General features: G+C 67.0%; 13 protein-coding genes. 5 read left to right on the top strand and 8 right to left on the bottom strand.

Going from position 1 to position 16049, the window contains the following annotated elements; all coding sequences use genetic code 11:
* Positions 1 to 30: 30 nt before the first annotated feature.
* Positions 31 to 2649, top strand: a complete 2619-nt coding sequence (locus tag D5301_RS04190) for a glycoside hydrolase family 2 protein (RefSeq protein WP_180855118.1) — start codon at positions 31 to 33, stop codon at positions 2647 to 2649.
* A gap of 129 nt (positions 2650 to 2778) precedes the next feature.
* Here D5301_RS04190 and mtnC read toward each other — a convergent pair whose 3' ends face one another.
* The 5 genes from mtnC to D5301_RS04165 form a co-directional block, all read right to left on the bottom strand.
* Positions 2779 to 3474, bottom strand: coding sequence for an acireductone synthase (gene mtnC, locus D5301_RS04185; protein WP_043397315.1), 696 nt, complete (start codon positions 3472 to 3474; stop codon positions 2779 to 2781).
* A 3-nt stretch (positions 3475 to 3477) separates the two neighbouring features.
* Positions 3478 to 4035, bottom strand: a complete 558-nt coding sequence (locus tag D5301_RS04180; RefSeq protein WP_153854912.1) for an acireductone dioxygenase — start codon at positions 4033 to 4035, stop codon at positions 3478 to 3480.
* 91 nt (positions 4036 to 4126) lie between these two features.
* Positions 4127 to 4768, bottom strand: a complete 642-nt coding sequence (locus D5301_RS04175) for a methylthioribulose 1-phosphate dehydratase (protein WP_153854911.1) — start codon at positions 4766 to 4768, stop codon at positions 4127 to 4129.
* 651 nt (positions 4769 to 5419) lie between these two features.
* A complete protein-coding gene (locus tag D5301_RS04170; RefSeq protein WP_153854910.1) occupies positions 5420 to 6847 on the bottom strand; it encodes an amino acid permease in 1428 nt (475 codons plus the stop codon).
* Between the two features lie 82 nt (positions 6848 to 6929).
* The gene (locus D5301_RS04165; RefSeq protein ID WP_110712147.1) at positions 6930 to 8405 is read right to left on the bottom strand and encodes an amino acid permease; all 1476 of its coding nucleotides are present in this window, start codon (positions 8403 to 8405) and stop codon (positions 6930 to 6932) included.
* 133 nt (positions 8406 to 8538) lie between these two features.
* On the opposite strand from D5301_RS04165, the gene D5301_RS04160 reads away from it, so the two are divergent.
* Positions 8539 to 9153: an NUDIX hydrolase gene (locus tag D5301_RS04160; protein WP_014037032.1), complete on the top strand. Its 615-nt coding sequence runs from the start codon at positions 8539 to 8541 to the stop codon at positions 9151 to 9153.
* 101 nt (positions 9154 to 9254) lie between these two features.
* Here the strand turns inward: D5301_RS04160 and serA are convergent, their stop codons facing one another.
* Complete coding sequence (gene serA, locus D5301_RS04155) at positions 9255 to 10496, bottom strand: phosphoglycerate dehydrogenase (RefSeq protein ID WP_153854909.1); 1242 nt, start codon at positions 10494 to 10496, stop codon at positions 9255 to 9257.
* A gap of 169 nt (positions 10497 to 10665) precedes the next feature.
* Here serA and D5301_RS04150 point away from each other — a divergent pair, with 169 nt between their 5' ends.
* The 3 genes from D5301_RS04150 (at position 10666) to D5301_RS04140 (ending at position 14253) form a co-directional block, all read left to right on the top strand.
* Positions 10666 to 12054, top strand: coding sequence for an FAD-binding oxidoreductase (locus tag D5301_RS04150; RefSeq protein WP_153854908.1), 1389 nt, complete (start codon positions 10666 to 10668; stop codon positions 12052 to 12054).
* A gap of 62 nt (positions 12055 to 12116) precedes the next feature.
* On the top strand, positions 12117 to 12416 hold the full coding sequence (locus D5301_RS04145) for a DUF2388 domain-containing protein (RefSeq protein WP_014037036.1): 300 nt from the start codon (positions 12117 to 12119) through the stop codon (positions 12414 to 12416).
* A 40-nt stretch (positions 12417 to 12456) separates the two neighbouring features.
* A complete protein-coding gene (locus tag D5301_RS04140; RefSeq protein ID WP_153854907.1) occupies positions 12457 to 14253 on the top strand; it encodes a DUF4105 domain-containing protein in 1797 nt (598 codons plus the stop codon).
* Here the strand turns inward: D5301_RS04140 and D5301_RS04135 are convergent.
* Positions 14231 to 15307, bottom strand: coding sequence for an ATP-binding protein (locus D5301_RS04135; RefSeq protein WP_153854906.1), 1077 nt, complete (start codon positions 15305 to 15307; stop codon positions 14231 to 14233). The genes D5301_RS04140 and D5301_RS04135 overlap by 23 nt on opposite strands.
* Positions 15307 to 16023, bottom strand: coding sequence for a response regulator (locus tag D5301_RS04130; protein ID WP_180847781.1), 717 nt, complete (start codon positions 16021 to 16023; stop codon positions 15307 to 15309). The genes D5301_RS04135 and D5301_RS04130 overlap by 1 nt, the downstream gene beginning before the upstream one ends.
* Positions 16024 to 16049 lie beyond the last annotated feature (26 nt).

Below are 16049 nucleotides of genomic sequence, written 5' to 3'. Positions count from 1 at the left end.
CCTCGCCCGGCGGAAAAACAGGAGTATCACGTGCATCGCCTTTCCCTCGTTGTCCGTCTGCTCCTGCTGCTGATCGCAGCCTCCGCCTTCCCGGCAACTGCGGCTCCACTGCAGGCACAGTGGCAGTTCCGCATGCTGCCCGGTGACGCGCAGGGTGCTGCGCATCCGGGTCTTCAGCAATGGCGTGCGGCGAAGGCGCCGGGTAGCGTGCACACCGACCTGCTCGCTCACGGATTGATCCGTGATCCCTATGTCGGTGCACCCGAGGCCGAGCTGCAGTGGATCGGCCTGGCTGACTGGGAATACCGTGCCCGTTTCGACGTGGACGCCACGACGCTGGCCAAGCCGAATGCCGAGCTGCGCTTTGACGGGCTGGATACCTACGCCGAGGTCAGCCTCAACGGCAAGCCGCTGCTGCGCGCGGACAACGCGCACCGCACGTGGCGTGCACGTGTGGACGGGCGCCTGCGCGCGAGCGGCAATGAACTGCAGATCGTGTTCCGCTCACCGATCCGGACCCTGCTGCCGGGCGTGCAGGCGATGCCGCACAAGATCGCCGGCAATTACCCGTCGCCCTATGGCGATGAACCGAAGGACGCGATGGTCGGCAATTTCGCGCGCAAGCCGGCCTACCACTTCGGCTGGGACTGGGGCCCGCGCTATGTCACCGCCGGGGTCTGGCGCGGGGTCGACCTGCAGGCCTGGGACGCGCACCGCCTGGCCGATCTTGCCGTGCGTACCGATGCATTGAGCGCGGAGCAGGCGAAGCTGGCGGTGTTGCTGCAGGTGGAGCAGGGCAGCGCTGCCGGTTCTGCGATGGTCACTGTGGATGTGCAGGATCCGGAAGGCCGCAACGTGACCCAGGTGCAACGCACGGTGTTGCTGAAGCCAGGCCAGAATACGGTTGAGCTGCCGGTTGAGCTGGCCACGCCGCGGCGCTGGTGGCCGGTGGGCCATGGTGCTCAGGATCGCTATACCGTGCAGGCTCGCCTGGATGGTGGCGCCGATGCAACGCTGGTGCGCGAGCAGCGCATCGGCCTGCGCACGGTTGAGCTGCGCCGCGAGGAGGACGGCAAGGGCGGGCAGGGCTTCGCCTTCGTCATCAACGGCGTGCCGATCTTCGCCAAGGGCGCCAACGTCATTCCGTTCGACGCCTTCCCCGCACGCGTCGATGCCGCACGCCTGCGCCAGGTGCTGACCGCCGCGCGCGATGCCAACATGAACATGCTGCGCAACTGGGGCGGTGGCTACTACGAGGACGATGCGTTCTTCGACATTGCCGATGAGCTGGGCCTGCTGGTCTGGCAGGACTTCATGTTCGGTGGTGGCATGCAGCCGGGCTACGATCCGGCCTTCCGTGCCAGCGTGGTGGCCGAGGCGCGCGACAACGTGCGCCGGCTGCGCCATCACCCCAGCATCGTGCTGTGGTGTGGCAACAACGAGGAAGAAACCGCCTGGAAGGACTGGGGCCACGGCCGCGACCTGAAGGCGGCCGACCCGGCGTTTGCAGCGAAGGTGTGGCAGGGCTATGTCGACCTGTTCGGCAACGATCTGCGCCAGGTGGTGGGTGAGGAGGGGTTGGGCGTGCCGTACTGGTCCAGCTCGCCGAGCAATGATCTGGACGAGAAGGCCAACGATTCCGCCCGTGGCGACAAGCACTACTGGCAGGTCTGGGGCAATCCGGCACTGCCGGTGCAGGCCTACCTGCGCGAGACCCCACGCTTCATGTCCGAGTACGGGCTGCAGGCGTGGCCGTCGGTGGCGACGGTGGACCAGATCGCCACCCGCGCCGAGCAGCGCATCGACAGCCCGGTGATCCGCGCGCACCAGAAGTTCATGGCCGGCGAGGGCAACAGCCGCCTGCTGCACTACATCGAACTGGGCTACGGCACGCCGAAGGACTTCGAGGACTTCGTCTACCTCAGCCAGGTGATGCAGGCCGATGGCATCGCACTGGCGGCGCTGCATCATCGCGCCTCGCGGCCGTACACGATGGGCTCGCTGTACTGGCAGCTCAACGACGTCTGGCCAGGTGCTTCATGGTCCAGCGTGGACTACTTCGGTCGCTGGAAGGCGCTGCACTTCGCCGCGCGGCGTTTCTTCGCGCCGGTGGCGGTGGCGGCGTTGCGCGACGAGGGCAGTACGCGGGTGCGCCTGATCAACGACGGTGCCGCGCTGGATGCACGCTGGCGGTTGCGGGTGATGGATGTAGACGGCAAGGTGCTGCGTCGTCGCGAGAACGCGGTGACGTTGACGGCGGCGGGTGTCACCTCGATCGGTGATTTCCGCGATGCCGAACTCCTGGCCGGTGCCGATCCGAAGCGCACGGTGGCAGTGTTCGAGCTGCTGCAGGACAAGTCGGTGATCGCGCGGCAGGTGGTCGGATTCGTCGAAGCCAAGGATCAGATCCTGCCGCGGCAGAAGCTCAAGGCCAGCCTGTCCATTGAAGGCGACCACTACCGTCTGCGATTGGAAAGCGCGGCCTGCGTGCGTTCGGCGTGGATCGACTTCGGTGCATTGGACGTGCAGGTGGAAGACAATCTGCTGGATCTGCTGCCGGGTGAAACCCGCGACATCGCAGTGCGTGGCCCAGTGGATCTGGCCGCCCTGCGCGAAGCACTGAAGGTGAAGACCCTCAACGATCGTTGAGGGCAGGTGAACCATGCCCTGGTAGGTGTCAACCTTGGTTGACACATCGGTCGTATGCCAACCAAGGTTGGCGTCTACCAAGAGCGGTACCCGGTAGCCGATACCGCAGAGCCCATCGGCAGGCGGCGTTTACAACTGGATCTGCTGGAAATTCTCGACCCGTTCGTGGCCGTTGGCGGCCTGGCCGGTGCGGGGCAGCGGGTAGTCATCCAGTCGATCAATCAGGCGGGTCTGCAGGCCGGCTTCGCGGGCAGCATCCAGTTCTTCCACCACATCCGACAGGAACAGAATCTCGCCGGCTGGCACGCCGATCGCCTGCACGATGCGGCGGTAGCTGTCGGCCTCGCGCTTGCCGCCGACTTCGGTGTCGAACCAGCCCGATACCAGCGGGCTGAGGTCACCGGCATCGCTGAAGCCGAAGAACAGCTTCTGCGCCGGCACCGAGCCGGAGGAGTACACGTACAGCGGCAGGCCGGAGGCGTGCCAGCCCTTCAGCACCGGCGCCACTTCCGGGTAGAAGTGCGCGGTGTAGTCGCCGCGGCGGTAGCCTTCGTCCCAGATCAGGCCCTGCAGCGCCTTCAGCGCGGTGTGCTTGCGGTCCTGGTCGATCCAGCCCTGCAGCGTCTCGGCCACCAGGCTGTCCTGGCAGGCGCCGCCGATCTCGGTGGCCACCGCATCCAGCCAGCGGCGGACTTCCGGCTGCTGGCCGTGCTCGGCGACGAACGCGGGCAGCGCCTTGCGGGCATAGGGGAACAGCACGTTCTTGACGAACGAGATGCTGCTGGTGGTGCCTTCGATATCGGTCAGGATGACGCGGGGCTGCATGGATCAGGATGCCTGGGTAGGTACGTAACGGGGGAATTTCTGCGCGATGTCGGTGCCGGTGAAGTGCCCGACCCAGCCGTCCGGCTCGGTGAAGAAGCGGATCGCCACGAAGCTGGGCTCATCGCCCATGTCGAACCAGTGGGTGGTGCCGTCGGGCACGGCGATCAGGTCGTCCTTCACGCACTCGATCTCATAGACCTTGTCACCCACGTGCAGGGTGAACAGGCCGGAGCCTGCCACGAAGAAGCGCACCTCGTCTTCCTTGTGGAAGTGTTCGTCGAGGAACTTCCTGCGCAGCTCGGCGCGGTTCGGGTTGTCCGGGGCGATCGAGGCCACGTCCACGCTCTTGAAGCCGCGCTCGGCAACCAGGCGGTCGATGTCGGCGCGGTAAGCGGCGAACACTTCATCCTGGCTGGCGCCCGGTGCGACCGGTGCGGTGGCCTGCCAGCGCTCGAAGGTGACGCCGATCTTCTGCAGCTCGGCAGCGATGATCGCGCCGTCCTGGGTGTCCAGAAGCGGCGATTCGGGGCGGGTGTCGTCGTAGATGCGCAGTCGGCTCATGGCGGCAGCTTGAACGTCTCGGGGGAAGACAGGGTAGCAGGGTGGGGGCAGGGCGCAGATTCCGGATCGGCATCTACACCTGCATGCGGGTTCAGCCGCGCAGCTTGCGCAGCTCCAGCTCGCAATGCAGCAGGAACTCGAAGGCTTCCATGTGCCGGCGCGCTTCGGCCATGTCGCGGCCCCAGGCATACAGGCCGTGGCCGTCGATCAGGTAGCCCCACAGGTTCTGACGGTCGAGCAGGTCATCGACCTGTTTCGAAAGCACGTTCATGTCCTGGGTGTTGGCGAACACCGGCACGTCGATGGCCATCTCGTGGGTGCTGTTGCCGGCGAAGGCTTTCAGCAGCTCGTAGCCTTCCAGGCGGATGTGGCCCTGCGGCGCGTACAGGCGCGAGGCAATGGTCTGCACCGGCGAGTGGGTGTGCAGCACGCAGCCGATTTCCGGGAAGCGGCGGTACAGCTGGGTGTGCAGTAGGGTTTCGGCGGACGGGCGCAGCGGGCGGCCGACGGCCAGGCCGTCGAAGTCCACCACCATGATGTCGTCCTCGATCAGGCGGCCCTTGTCCTTGCCGGAGACGGTGATCGCGGCGTGGCGGTCGTCCAGGCGGTGGGAGAAGTTGCTGCTGGTGGCCGGGGTCCAGCCGGCATGGGCCAGTTCGCGGACGTTGTCGATCAGCAGCTGGGCCAGTTCGCTCAGGCGCGCGGTGTCGTAGGGGAAGGTGGGGGCGTTCATGCGGCCGATTTTACTGGATTCGGCCAACGGCTGAGCCCCTCGTGGCTGGGAGGTGGTTGGTTGGTCACGGAAAGCGGTTCATGGGGGTGGCGGGGCGGGTGGGCCGTGCAGGGGACGCTGCAAGTCCCCCTCCGGGGCCCGGCCCAGCCGCTGGCGGCTGGGCGTTCGGTCACTCGCGAAGCAGTGCTTCGCAGGCAAAGCGCCCTCACCCCTGTAAGCTCGATGGCGCCATCCATGGCGCCAACGCCCTGCACGGCCCACCCGCCCCGCCTCTGACAGGTTCCGGCGTGCGGCCAGCCACGGAGTGAAGAAGGAAAAGCGAAAAGCGGGTCGCTTCGCTGTGCTTGCTCGGAGCGGAGCATGGCTCCGCTCTACAGAAACATTCATTCCGGAACATTCGTTCATGAGAACGTTTCATCCACGCATGGCGTGGATCTACTGGACGTGCCAGGAGACTGTCGGAGGTGGGGCGGGTTGGGTGCGCGGGGGTGTCCGCGGCATGGATGCCGCGGCCAAGCCCCCAGGGACGGGTTCACGGCGTCCCCCGCGCACCCAACCCGTCCCGCCAAACCCTCAGCCCAGCTGTTGCCGTTGCCGTTGCTCCGGCTTCAAAGGCGGGTGCAGGGCCGCAGGCCCTGCAATGCAAGAACCTCACTTACCCCGCAGGCGGCTGTGCTTGAAGCCATAGCAGAAATAGATCACGAAACCGACGAACGTCCACACCCCCATCAGCATCCAGTTGTGCATCGTCATTGCCGACAGCAGAGCAAGGCAACTCAGCACGCCCAGGCTGCAGATCAGCCACGCCATCGGCATGCGGAACGGACGCGGCAGGTCCGGCTGGGTGCGGCGCAGGATCAGCACGCCCGCGCACACTGCCGCAAACGCGATCAGCGTGCCCATCGAGGTCAGCTCGCCGAGGATATCCAGAGGGAACAGCGCCGCCAGCAGCGCGATGCCGATGCCGGTGATCACCGTGTTGATATGCGGGGTGCGGTACTTCGGGTGGATCTTGGTGAACACTGGCGGCAGCAGGCCGTCGCGGCCCATGATCATGAAGATGCGCGGCTGGCCGATGATCATCACCAGCACCACCGAAGACAGGCCGACCAGCGCGCCGACCTCGACCACCCAGCGCAGCCAGCCCAACTGCGGATGCGCGGCCACCGCGGTCACCACCGGCTCGTCGGTGCCCAACAGCTGGTAAGGCACCAGGCCGGTCATCACCGCGGCCATGGCGATGTACAGCACGGTGCAGATCACCAGCGACAGCATCATGCCGAACGGCATGTCGCGCTGCGGGTTCTTCGACTCCTGCGCTGCCACCGACACCGCCTCGAAGCCGATGTAGGCGAAGAACACCATCGCCGCGCCACGCAGCACGCCTTCCATGCCGTACTTGCCCGGGCCTTCATTGGCGGGAATGAACGGTGTCCAGTTGCTGGTGTCCACGTACTTCCAGCCGACCACGATGACCAGCAGGATCAGGCCGGTCTTCAGCACGACCATCGCCATGTTCATCGCCGAGGACTTGCTGATACCGACGTAGCACAGCCAGGTCAGCAGCAGTACCAGCGCGGCGGCCGGCAGGTTGGCGATCGCGCCGGTGGGGCGCAGCTGTGCATCGAGTGGGGCACTGACCAGCGCCGCCGGTAGATGGATGTCGAACTGGCTGAGCAGGCTGAGGAAATAGCCGGTCCAGCTGACCGCGACCGCCGAGGCGGAGACGCCGTATTCCAGTACCAGCATCCAGCCGATGAACCAGGCCGAAAGCTCGCCGAAGGTGGCGTAGGTGTAGGTGTAGGCGCTGCCGGAGACCGGCACCATCGAGGCGAACTCGGCGTAGGCCAGCGCGCAGAAGGCGCAGCAGATGGCGGCCAGCACGAACGACAGCATGATCGCCGGGCCGGCGTGGTTGGCGGCGGCCTGGCCGGTGATGACGAAGATGCCGCCGCCGATCACCGCGCCGATGCCGAGGGCGGTCAGGCCCCAGGGGCCGAGGTGGCGGCGCAGGCTCAGGCCGTTGGCGTCTTCATGGGCGGCATGCGGGTGCTTGGTGGCCCACAGTTGCTTGAACATGTGTGGTGGTCTTGTCGAAGCGCGCCACGGGCGGCGCGCGGGGAAAACGGACGGGCCGGCGCGAGGCCGGCCCGTAGGCGGATCAGGGCGACTTGGCCAGCTTGCTGTTGCGGATGCCGTAGCCCAGGTAGATCAGGAGGCCGAGCAGCGTCCAGCCAACGAACAGGTGCCAGTGCACCACGAACGCCTGCCAGAACAGGAACAGGCAGGTGGCTGCGCCGAGCGGGCAGATGATCCACACCGCCGGCACGCGGAACGGGCGGTGGATCTCCGGCTTGGTATAGCGCAGCACCAGCACGCCGATGCAGACCGTGGCGAAGGCCAGCAAGGTGCCCATCGAGACCAGTTCGCCCAGCACGTTCAGCGGCACCAGGCCGGCCAGTGCGGCGGCGATCACGCCGACCACGATGGTGGCGACGTACGGGGTGCGGAAGCGGGCGTGGACCCTGCCGAAGAATTTCGGCAGCAGGCCGTCGCGGGAGATGGTGTAGGCGATGCGGGTCTGGCCCATCATCATCACCAGCACCACCGAGGACAGGCCGGCGATGGCGCCGATCTCGACCAGGGTCTTCAGCCACGACAGGGTCGGGTAGGGTTCCAGCGCGGTGGCCACCGGCTTGTCGGTGCCCAGCAGGTGGTACGGCATCATGCCGGTCAGCACCGCACAGACGATGATGTAGACGATGGTGCACACCGCCAGCGAGCCAAGCAGGCCGATCGGCATGTTGCGCTGCGGGTCCTTGGTTTCGCCGGCGGCGGTGGAGACCGCATCGAAGCCGATGTAGGCGAAGAACACGATGGTGGCCGCACGGAACACGCCGCTCCAGCCGAACTCACCCGGCACACCGGTGTTTTCCGGGATGAACGGCTGCCAGTTGGCCGGGTCGATGTGGGCCGCGCCGATGCCGATGAACAGGCAGATGACGGTGACCTTGATCGCCACGATGATCGCGTTGACGAAGGCCGACTGGGTCACGCCCACGTACAGCAGGCCGGACACCGCCGCCACGATCAGCACTGCCGGCAGGTTGAACAGCTTGCCCGAGGCGATGAACTCGCTGCCGGTCCAGGCAATCGGGGCCGCGCTCAGGGCATCCGGGAACGGCATGTGCAGGGTGGTGGTGATGAAGCTGATCAGGTACGCCGACCAGCCCACCGCGACCGAAGCCGAGGCGAACAGGTATTCCAGCACCAGGCACCAGCCGATGAACCAGGCCATGCCCTCGCCGAGGGTGGCGTAGGAGTAGGAGTAGGCGCTGCCGGAGACCGGCATCATCGCCGCGAACTCGGCGTAGCACAGGCCCGCCAGGGCGCAGGCGAAGCCGGCGATCACGAACGACAGCATCACCGCCGGGCCGGCGTGGTTGGCCGCGGCCTGGCCGGTCAGCACGAAGATACCAGCGCCGATCACCGCACCCACGCCAAGCAGGATGAGGTGTTTAGCCGTGAGGGTCCGTTTCAACGTGGCTTCGCCGTCCAGGCTGCCTTCGATGGGTTCGCCAGCATCGACGTGCCCGGCCGGTTCAACCGGCTTGACCCTCAACAGAGCTTTCAGCATGCAGTACTTCCTAGTGATCGGATTGGGTGGGCCGCCGATACGTTGCCGGCAACCCTGGAATGGTGAAGGCCGCGCGAACGGCCCGCTGTACCTTAGCCAAAGCTGAAGCCAACGCACAAGCGCAATCGCAACAATGAACGGCGATAATGAGCAGTATTTTTCCAAACGCCGCCCATTCATGAGCCAGACCGCCGAAACCCTTGCCGTGCTTGACGATCGCCTGCGTGGCCTGCTGCGGGACTATGCCCGCCGCGAGCCTGCCCACGACGCACTGGCTGCCGAATTCGGCACATTGTTGGATGATCCGGAAGATCCGTTCCGCCGCGAGCGCCTGGCCGGCCACTTCACCGCCAGCTGCTGGCTGGTCAGTGCCGATGGTCAGCGCCTGCTGCTGACCCATCACCGCAAGCTGCAGCGCTGGCTGCAGCTGGGCGGTCACGCCGACGGCGACCGCGACCTGGCCCAGGTGGCACTGAAGGAAGCCGAGGAGGAATCGGGACTGAGCGGCCTGGTGTTGGAAGACCCGGCCATCTTCGATCTGGACAAGCACTGGATTCCGGAGCGCAAGGACGTACCGGGGCACTGGCACTACGACGTGCGTTTCGTGATCCGGGCGCTGGGTGGCGAGGCCTTCGTGCTCAGCGAGGAGTCGCTGGAACTGGCCTGGCGGCCGGTGACCGAGGTCGCGGCCGACCCGGAATCGGACGAATCGATGCAGCGCATGGCCCGCCGGTGGCTGGCGCGCTAGCAGCCTGTAGAGCCGAGCCCATGCTCGGCTCAATGCGGGCCGGAACCGCAGCCGAGCATGGGCTCGGCTCTACAAATGCATGGCGGGATCCGCGTCAATAGTCAATACAGGATGCGCGTGCGCAGCGTGCCCGGAATCGCGGCCAGCTCGTCGCGCACGGCGGCGGCCTGTTCCTCGCTGGCGGTGATGTCGATCACCACGTAGCCCACCTTCGGGTCGGTGCGCAGGAACTGGCCGTCGATGTTGACGTTGTGGCGCGAGAAGATCTCGTTGACCTTGGACAGCACGCCCGGCACGTTCTGGTGGATGTGCAGCAGGCGCAGGCTGTCGGCGTGCTCGGGCAGGGTTACTTCCGGGAAGTTGACCGCCGACAGGGTGCTGCCGTTGTCGCTGTAGCGCACCAGCTTGGCCGCCACTTCCACGCCGATGTTGTCCTGCGCCTCCAGCGTGCTGCCGCCCACGTGCGGGGTCAGGATCACGTTGTCGTGGCGGGTCAGCGGCGATTCGAAGATATCGCCATTGCCCTTCGGTTCGACCGGGAACACGTCCAGCGCGGCGCCGCCGACGTGGGCGCTGGCCAGGGCCGCGTCCAGCGCATCGATGTCGACCACGGTGCCGCGCGCGGCGTTGATCAGGTGCGCGCCCTTGCGCATCTTCGCCAGCTCGGTGCTGCCGATCATCCACTGCGTGGACGGGGTCTCCGGCACGTGCAGGGTGACGATGTCGGCGCGCGCCAGCAGGTCGTCCAGGCTGGCCGCCGCACGGGCATTGCCCAGTGCCAGCTTGGTTTCCACGTCGTGGAAGATCACCTGCATGCCCAGCGATTCGGCCAGCACGCCGACCTGGGTGCCGATGTGACCATAGCCGATGATGCCCAGCGTCTTGCCGCGCACTTCATGGCTGCCGCTGGCCGACTTCGACCAGCCGCCGCGATGGCATTCGGCATTCTTCTGAGGGATGCCACGGGTCAGCATGATCGCTTCGGCGATGACCAGCTCGGCCACGCTTCGGGTGTTGGAATAGGGCGCGTTGAACACCGGGATGCCGGCCAGCTCGGCCGCGTCCAGGTCGACCTGGTTGGTGCCGATGCAGAAGCAGCCCACCGCGATCAGGCGCTTGGCCTCGGCCAGCACTTCGGCGCTGAGCTGGGTGCGCGAACGGATGCCGACGATGTGCGCCTCGGCGATGCGTGCCTTCAGTTCGTCCTCGGGCAGTGCCTTGGTGTGCGCTTCGATCTGGCTGTAGCCGGCGGCGCTGAATACCTCCACGGCGGTCTGGCTGACCCCCTCCAGCAACAGCACGCGGATATCCTGCTTCGGGAACGAGGTCTTCTTCGGCGACATGGGGCGACACGGCCAGTGGGACAGGGGCTGACCACTATGCCAGATCGCAGCGACCATGGTGCAGTGCGCAATTGGTTGCATCCGTAGCTATCTGCACGGCTGCGGGGCTGGACGCTGGCGCGCGCCACTGGCACGCTTGCCCGTTATTCACGCACCGCGCTGGACCGTCATGACCGATTCCCGCATTGCCTCGCTGCAGCAGGCCTGTCCCGGCCTGAAGCTGAAGACCGACCCGTCCGACCTGGAGCATTACGGGCGCGACTGGACCCGGCGCTGGACGCCGGCGCCGCTGGCGATCGCACTGCCGGCAACGGTCGAGGAGGTACAAGCGGTGATGCGCTGGAGCGCAGGCGAGGGCGTGGCCGTGGTGCCGTCCGGTGGCCGCACCGGCCTCTCGGGTGGTGCGGTGGCCGCCAACGGCGAGCTGGTGCTCAGCCTGGAACGGATGAACAAGGCGCTGGCCTACGACGCGGTCGATCGCACCCTGGTGGTGCAGGCCGGCATGCCGCTGGAAGCCGTGCACAATGCCGCGCTGGACCATGGCCTGATCTACCCGGTGGATTTCGCCGCGCGCGGGTCCTGCTCGATCGGCGGCAACATCGCCACCAATGCCGGTGGCATCCGCGTGATCCGTTACGGCAACACCCGCGAGTGGATCGCGGGGCTGAAGGTGGTCACGGCTGATGGCGAGTTGCTGGAGCTCAACAAGGGCCTGATCAAGAATTCCAGCGGCTACGACTTCCGCCAGCTGCTGATTGGCTCGGAGGGCACGCTGGGCGTGATCGTCGAAGCCACGGTGAAGCTGACCGATCCGCCGCCGGCCAGCAACGTGATGCTGCTGGCCGTACCCAGCTTCGAGGTGCTGATGCAGGTATTCGCCGCGTTCCGCGCGCGCCTGCAGCTGCAGGCCTTCGAATTCTTCACCGACCGGGCGCTGGAGCACGTGCTGGCGCATGGCGCGCAGGCACCGTTCGACGAGGTGCATCCGTACTACGTGGTCACCGAGTTCGCCGCCGGCGACGAGGCCCAGGAAGCGGCGGCGATGGCCGCGTTCGAGGACTGCATGGGCAATGGCTGGGTCAGTGACGGCGTGATCAGTGCCAGCGATGCCCAGGCCGCCCAGCTGTGGCGCCTGCGCGAAGGCATCACCGAATCGCTGGCGCGCTACACGCCCTACAAGAATGACGTCTCGGTGCGGATCTCGGCGATGCCGGCGTTCCTGGCCGAGACCCAGGCGCTGATCGGGCAGGCCTACCCGCACTTCGACGTGGTGTGGTTCGGCCATATCGGCGATGGCAACCTGCACATCAACGTGCTCAAGCCGGACGACACCAGCGACGCCGATTTCGTGGCGCAGTGCGAGCAGGTGACCAAGCTGCTGGCGCAGGTGCTGGCGCGCTTCGATGGCAGCATCTCGGCCGAGCACGGCATCGGCCTGGTCAAGAAGGGCTACCTGGACAGCACCCGCGGCCCGGCCGAGATCGCGCTGATGAAGGCGGTCAAACGCGCGTTCGATCCCCAAGCGCGGCTGAATCCCGGCAAGCTGTTCGACGTTTGAGTCGGGCAAATCCTTCACGCACCCGTTACGCTCCACGCTTCCTAACAACCGGCTTCGAACCGATGACCCGTCCGCTTCTGCTGCTTGCCCTGCTGTCCCTGCCGCTGGCCGGCTTCGCTTCCAGCTTCGCCGGCACCTCGGCCGGCTCGGCCACCGGTGCGTCCTCCGGTTCCTCGGGCAGCAGCTCGGGTGACGACAAGGTGGTGCTGGCTGCACGCGACGATGCCGCTGCGTTCGTCGCCAGCGACGGCCAGATCCGTGGCGCTCGCCTGCAGGCGGCGCTGGTCCACCTGCGTGAGCAGAGCACCGCCGCACAGCAGCAGAGCGACCTGGAACTGGCCCGCGCGCTGCTGGCGCGTTGATCCCGCCTTCAGGTAGTGCCGGCCGCTGGCCGGCAACGCCATGACATCTGCACGGAACGCAGCCACGCATGGCGTGGCTCTACTGCTGATCGCCCACGTCGCGCATGCAGCTGATCGCCTGCAGCTCGACCCGTCTGGTCTTGATCCTGCACAGCAGCAGCTCGCCAGCCAGACCCTGGCCGACGTGCAGTCACTGCTGCCGGAGGGCCTGCTGCGCGCTTTGCCGGCTCAGGTGCAGGTGCGCTGGAGTGATGACCTTCCTGCCAAGGTGCACGGCCGCACGTTCGGTGGCCGCATCACCTTGCGCCGCGATCTGCTGGATGACGGCATGCCTGGCGCCCGGCGTGCGCGACGCAGCGCGCTGGTGCACGAGCTGACCCACGTTGCAGACCGTGGTGGTGCTGACTGGTCGCAGAGCATGCGTTGGCGTGACCTCGCGGGCTGGCAGCGCAAGCCCTGGCATCTCGGCCGTGGCGACAACGACTTCCATGACCGCAGTCCGGATGCCTATGAGCTGAAGGACCCGGCCGAGTACCTGGCAGTGAACGCCGAGCATTTCGTGCTCGATGGCGAGTTCGCCTGCCGGCGCCCCGCGTTGGCGCAGTGGTACCAGGCCCACTTCGGAACACCGCCGTCGCTGCCACAGCCGCAGTGCGCTACGACGCTGCCCTTGCTCCAGGCCGAATCGGAAGAAGGCGCTGCATCGTTGCTGCACCTCGACCCGGCGCGCGTCTACGCGGTGGACTACCTGTTCGCCGAAGGCAGTGCGCAGCCGATGAGTCGCTGGGGCCACAGCATGCTGCGGCTGGTGATCTGCAAGCCGGGGCGCGCACCTGGGCCGGATTGTCGCCTGGACCTGGAGTACCACCGCGTGCTGTCGTTCCGCGCCTTCGTTGGTGACGTGCAGATATCCAACTGGCGCGGGCTGACCGGTGGCTATCCGTCGCGCTTGTTCGTGCTGCCGTTGCAGCAGGTGGTGGACGAGTACACCAAGGTCGAGCTGCGCGGATTGCAGTCGCTGCCGTTGCAGCTGGAACGCAGCGAGATCGCCAGCCTGCTCGAGCGTACCGCACAGGTGCACTGGAGTTATGACGGGCGCTATTACTTCGTCAGCAACAACTGCGCGGTGGAAACCGCCAAGCTGCTGCAGGCCGGTGTGCCGCGGCTGGGCGAGGCCGGGCTGGCCCAGCTGAGTCCGCGCGGCCTGAAGCGGCGACTGGTGCGGCTGGGCGTGCTCGACGAGGGGGTACTGACGGACCGCGACGCAGCGCAGGCGCAGGGTTACTACTTCGCTTCGGCGCGCGACCACTACCAGCAGTTGTTCGGCGTGGCCGCAGCCCAGCTGGCATTGCCCGCACGCGATGTGCGCGGCTGGTTGAAGCTGCCTGCACGGCAACGGGCGCCGTGGCTGCTGAAGGGGGACCTGCGTGCCAGTGCCGGCCTGTTGCTGCTGGAACAGGCCGCGCAGCGGCGCGCCGAGCTGCGCGCACGCGATGTGCTCAAGCGGCAGCTGCTGGCCGCACCGGACAGCGCTGAAACGCGCAGCCTGCGGGGGTTGCTGGAGCAGAGTGGGCAGTGGCTGCGCCCGGGGACGCTGCTGCACGACGGCGGCTATGGATTGCCGCTCGGCGACGAGCAGGCGCTGCTGTACGAGGCCGTGGCCACCGCCAGTGCGCAGGCGGTCCCGGCGTGGCAGGCGCTGCGCGTACAGCTGCGTCAGCAGCTGCCGGTGAAGCAGCGCGACGAAATGGATGCGATCGACGCCAATCTGGCCGCACTCGGTGCACATCTGCGCACGCAGGCAGCCCGTCCGGTTATTGACGCGGCAGTTCGATGACGAAGCGGCTTCCGCCGGTACTGCCCGGGATGCAGTAGACGCGGCCACCGTGCGCATCGGCAATGGCCTTGACCACCGCCAGGCCGAGCCCGCTACCGCCGCCCTGGCGCGAACGCGAACCGTCGGCACGCATGAACGGGGTGAAGATGTCCGCGTGCAGTTCCGGGTCGATGCCCGGGCCCTCGTCTTCGATTGCCACCTGCACGTGGCCGGGCGTGTCATGCACCGCAATCCGCACCTTGCCCGGACTGGCATAGCGTCGCGCGTTCTCCAGCAGCGCCAGCAATGCCTGCCGCAGGCGGGTCGGGTCGCAGTGCGCGTTGTGCTCCTCGCGGCTGGTTTCCAGCTCCAGCACAAAGCCTGCAGCGCGGAACTGCGGGTCGACCAGGGTCATCACCGAATGCACCTCGGCCACCACGTCGGTGCGTGCGCGGCGCACGTCCAGTCGCGCATTGTCGGACAGGCTCAGCACGCGCAGGTCCTCGATCAGGCGGGACAGCCCTTCGACCTGGGCCAGCAGGCTGCGGAACTGGGATTCGTCGGGCTGGAACACGCCCTCGGCCAGTCCCTGCAGGCGGCCGCGCAGGATGGTCACCGGCGTGCGCAGCTCATGGGCGATGGCCGCATGCCACATCGAACGCTCGCTCTCCATGTGCTGCAGGCGGCGCGCCATCGCATTGAAGTCTTCGACCAGGGTGGCCACTTCGCCCGGTGAGTTCTCTTCGACGCTGGCGCGCGCACCCAGGTCGCCGCCGGCAAGCGCGCGTACGCTGTCGACCAGCGAATTCAGCCGCGACAGGATGCGGTGCGCCAGGCGGAACGAGGCGGCGATGGCCAGCGCCAGCCCGGTCAGGATCACCCCGACCATCCACGCCAGTTCCGGCCCGGTCGGCAGCCAGCTCTCCGGTTCTTCGGCGCTGCCGGGGAAGAACTCGACCAGCACCGCGTACAGCAGCCACGACGACAGGATCATCATCACGATGACGCCGATCACCATCAGCGACATCGAAACGATGATGTGCCGGCTGAGCCCGGAGCGGCGCAGAGGGGCCATCAGCGGTCCGCCATCAACCGGTAACCGACACCGCGTACGCTGGCGGGCACATTGAGCATGCCCACTTCATCCAGCTTGCGGCGCAGCTTGCTGACATGGCTGTCAACGGTGCGTTCCAGTGCTTCACTTTCCGGCAGGCATTCGTGCATCAGCTCGCTGCGGCTGAAGATGCGCGTCGGTGCCAGCGCCATGCAGTGCAGCAGCTTGAATTCGGTGAGGGTGAGCAGGACTTCGTGGCTGTAGCCTTCACCCTCCACGTGCACGGCGTGGGTGGCCGAGTCGATCAGCAGCGGGCCGACGCGCAGCGCGCTGGGTGCATCCACGCGCGAGGCGCGCAGCGTACGCCGCAGCACCGCGCGCACGCGCGCCGCCACTTCGGCCGGATTGAACGGTTTGACCACGTAGTCGTCGGCGCCCATGCGCAGTGCGGTCAGCTTGTCCAGGTCCTGGTCCAGCGCGGTCAGCATGATCACCGGCGTTTCGCCGCGCTGGCGCAGCTGGGTCAGCACGCTCCAGCCATCCAGGCGCGGCAGCTGCACGTCGAGCAGGACCAGGTCGGGGCGGGCGCTGCGGTGCAGGTCCAGGGCGCTGTGGCCGTCGGCGGCGCGCAGCGTGCGCAGTCCTTCGCGTTCCAGATAGGCGGTGAGAATATCGGCGATCTCGGCCTCATCCTCGACGATCAGGACGAGGGCGGCGAGGGCAGGGGAGGCATGCATGCAGGGGCGGGGCCTTAAGGTGCTTG

The sequence above is a fragment of the Stenotrophomonas sp. MH181796 genome, assembly GCF_009659995.1.
In the GTDB taxonomy this organism is placed as follows: Bacteria; Pseudomonadota; Gammaproteobacteria; order Xanthomonadales; family Xanthomonadaceae; genus Stenotrophomonas; species Stenotrophomonas riyadhensis.
Note: the sequence above shows the minus strand (reverse complement) of the source record. Positions and strands in the feature narration are given on the sequence as shown.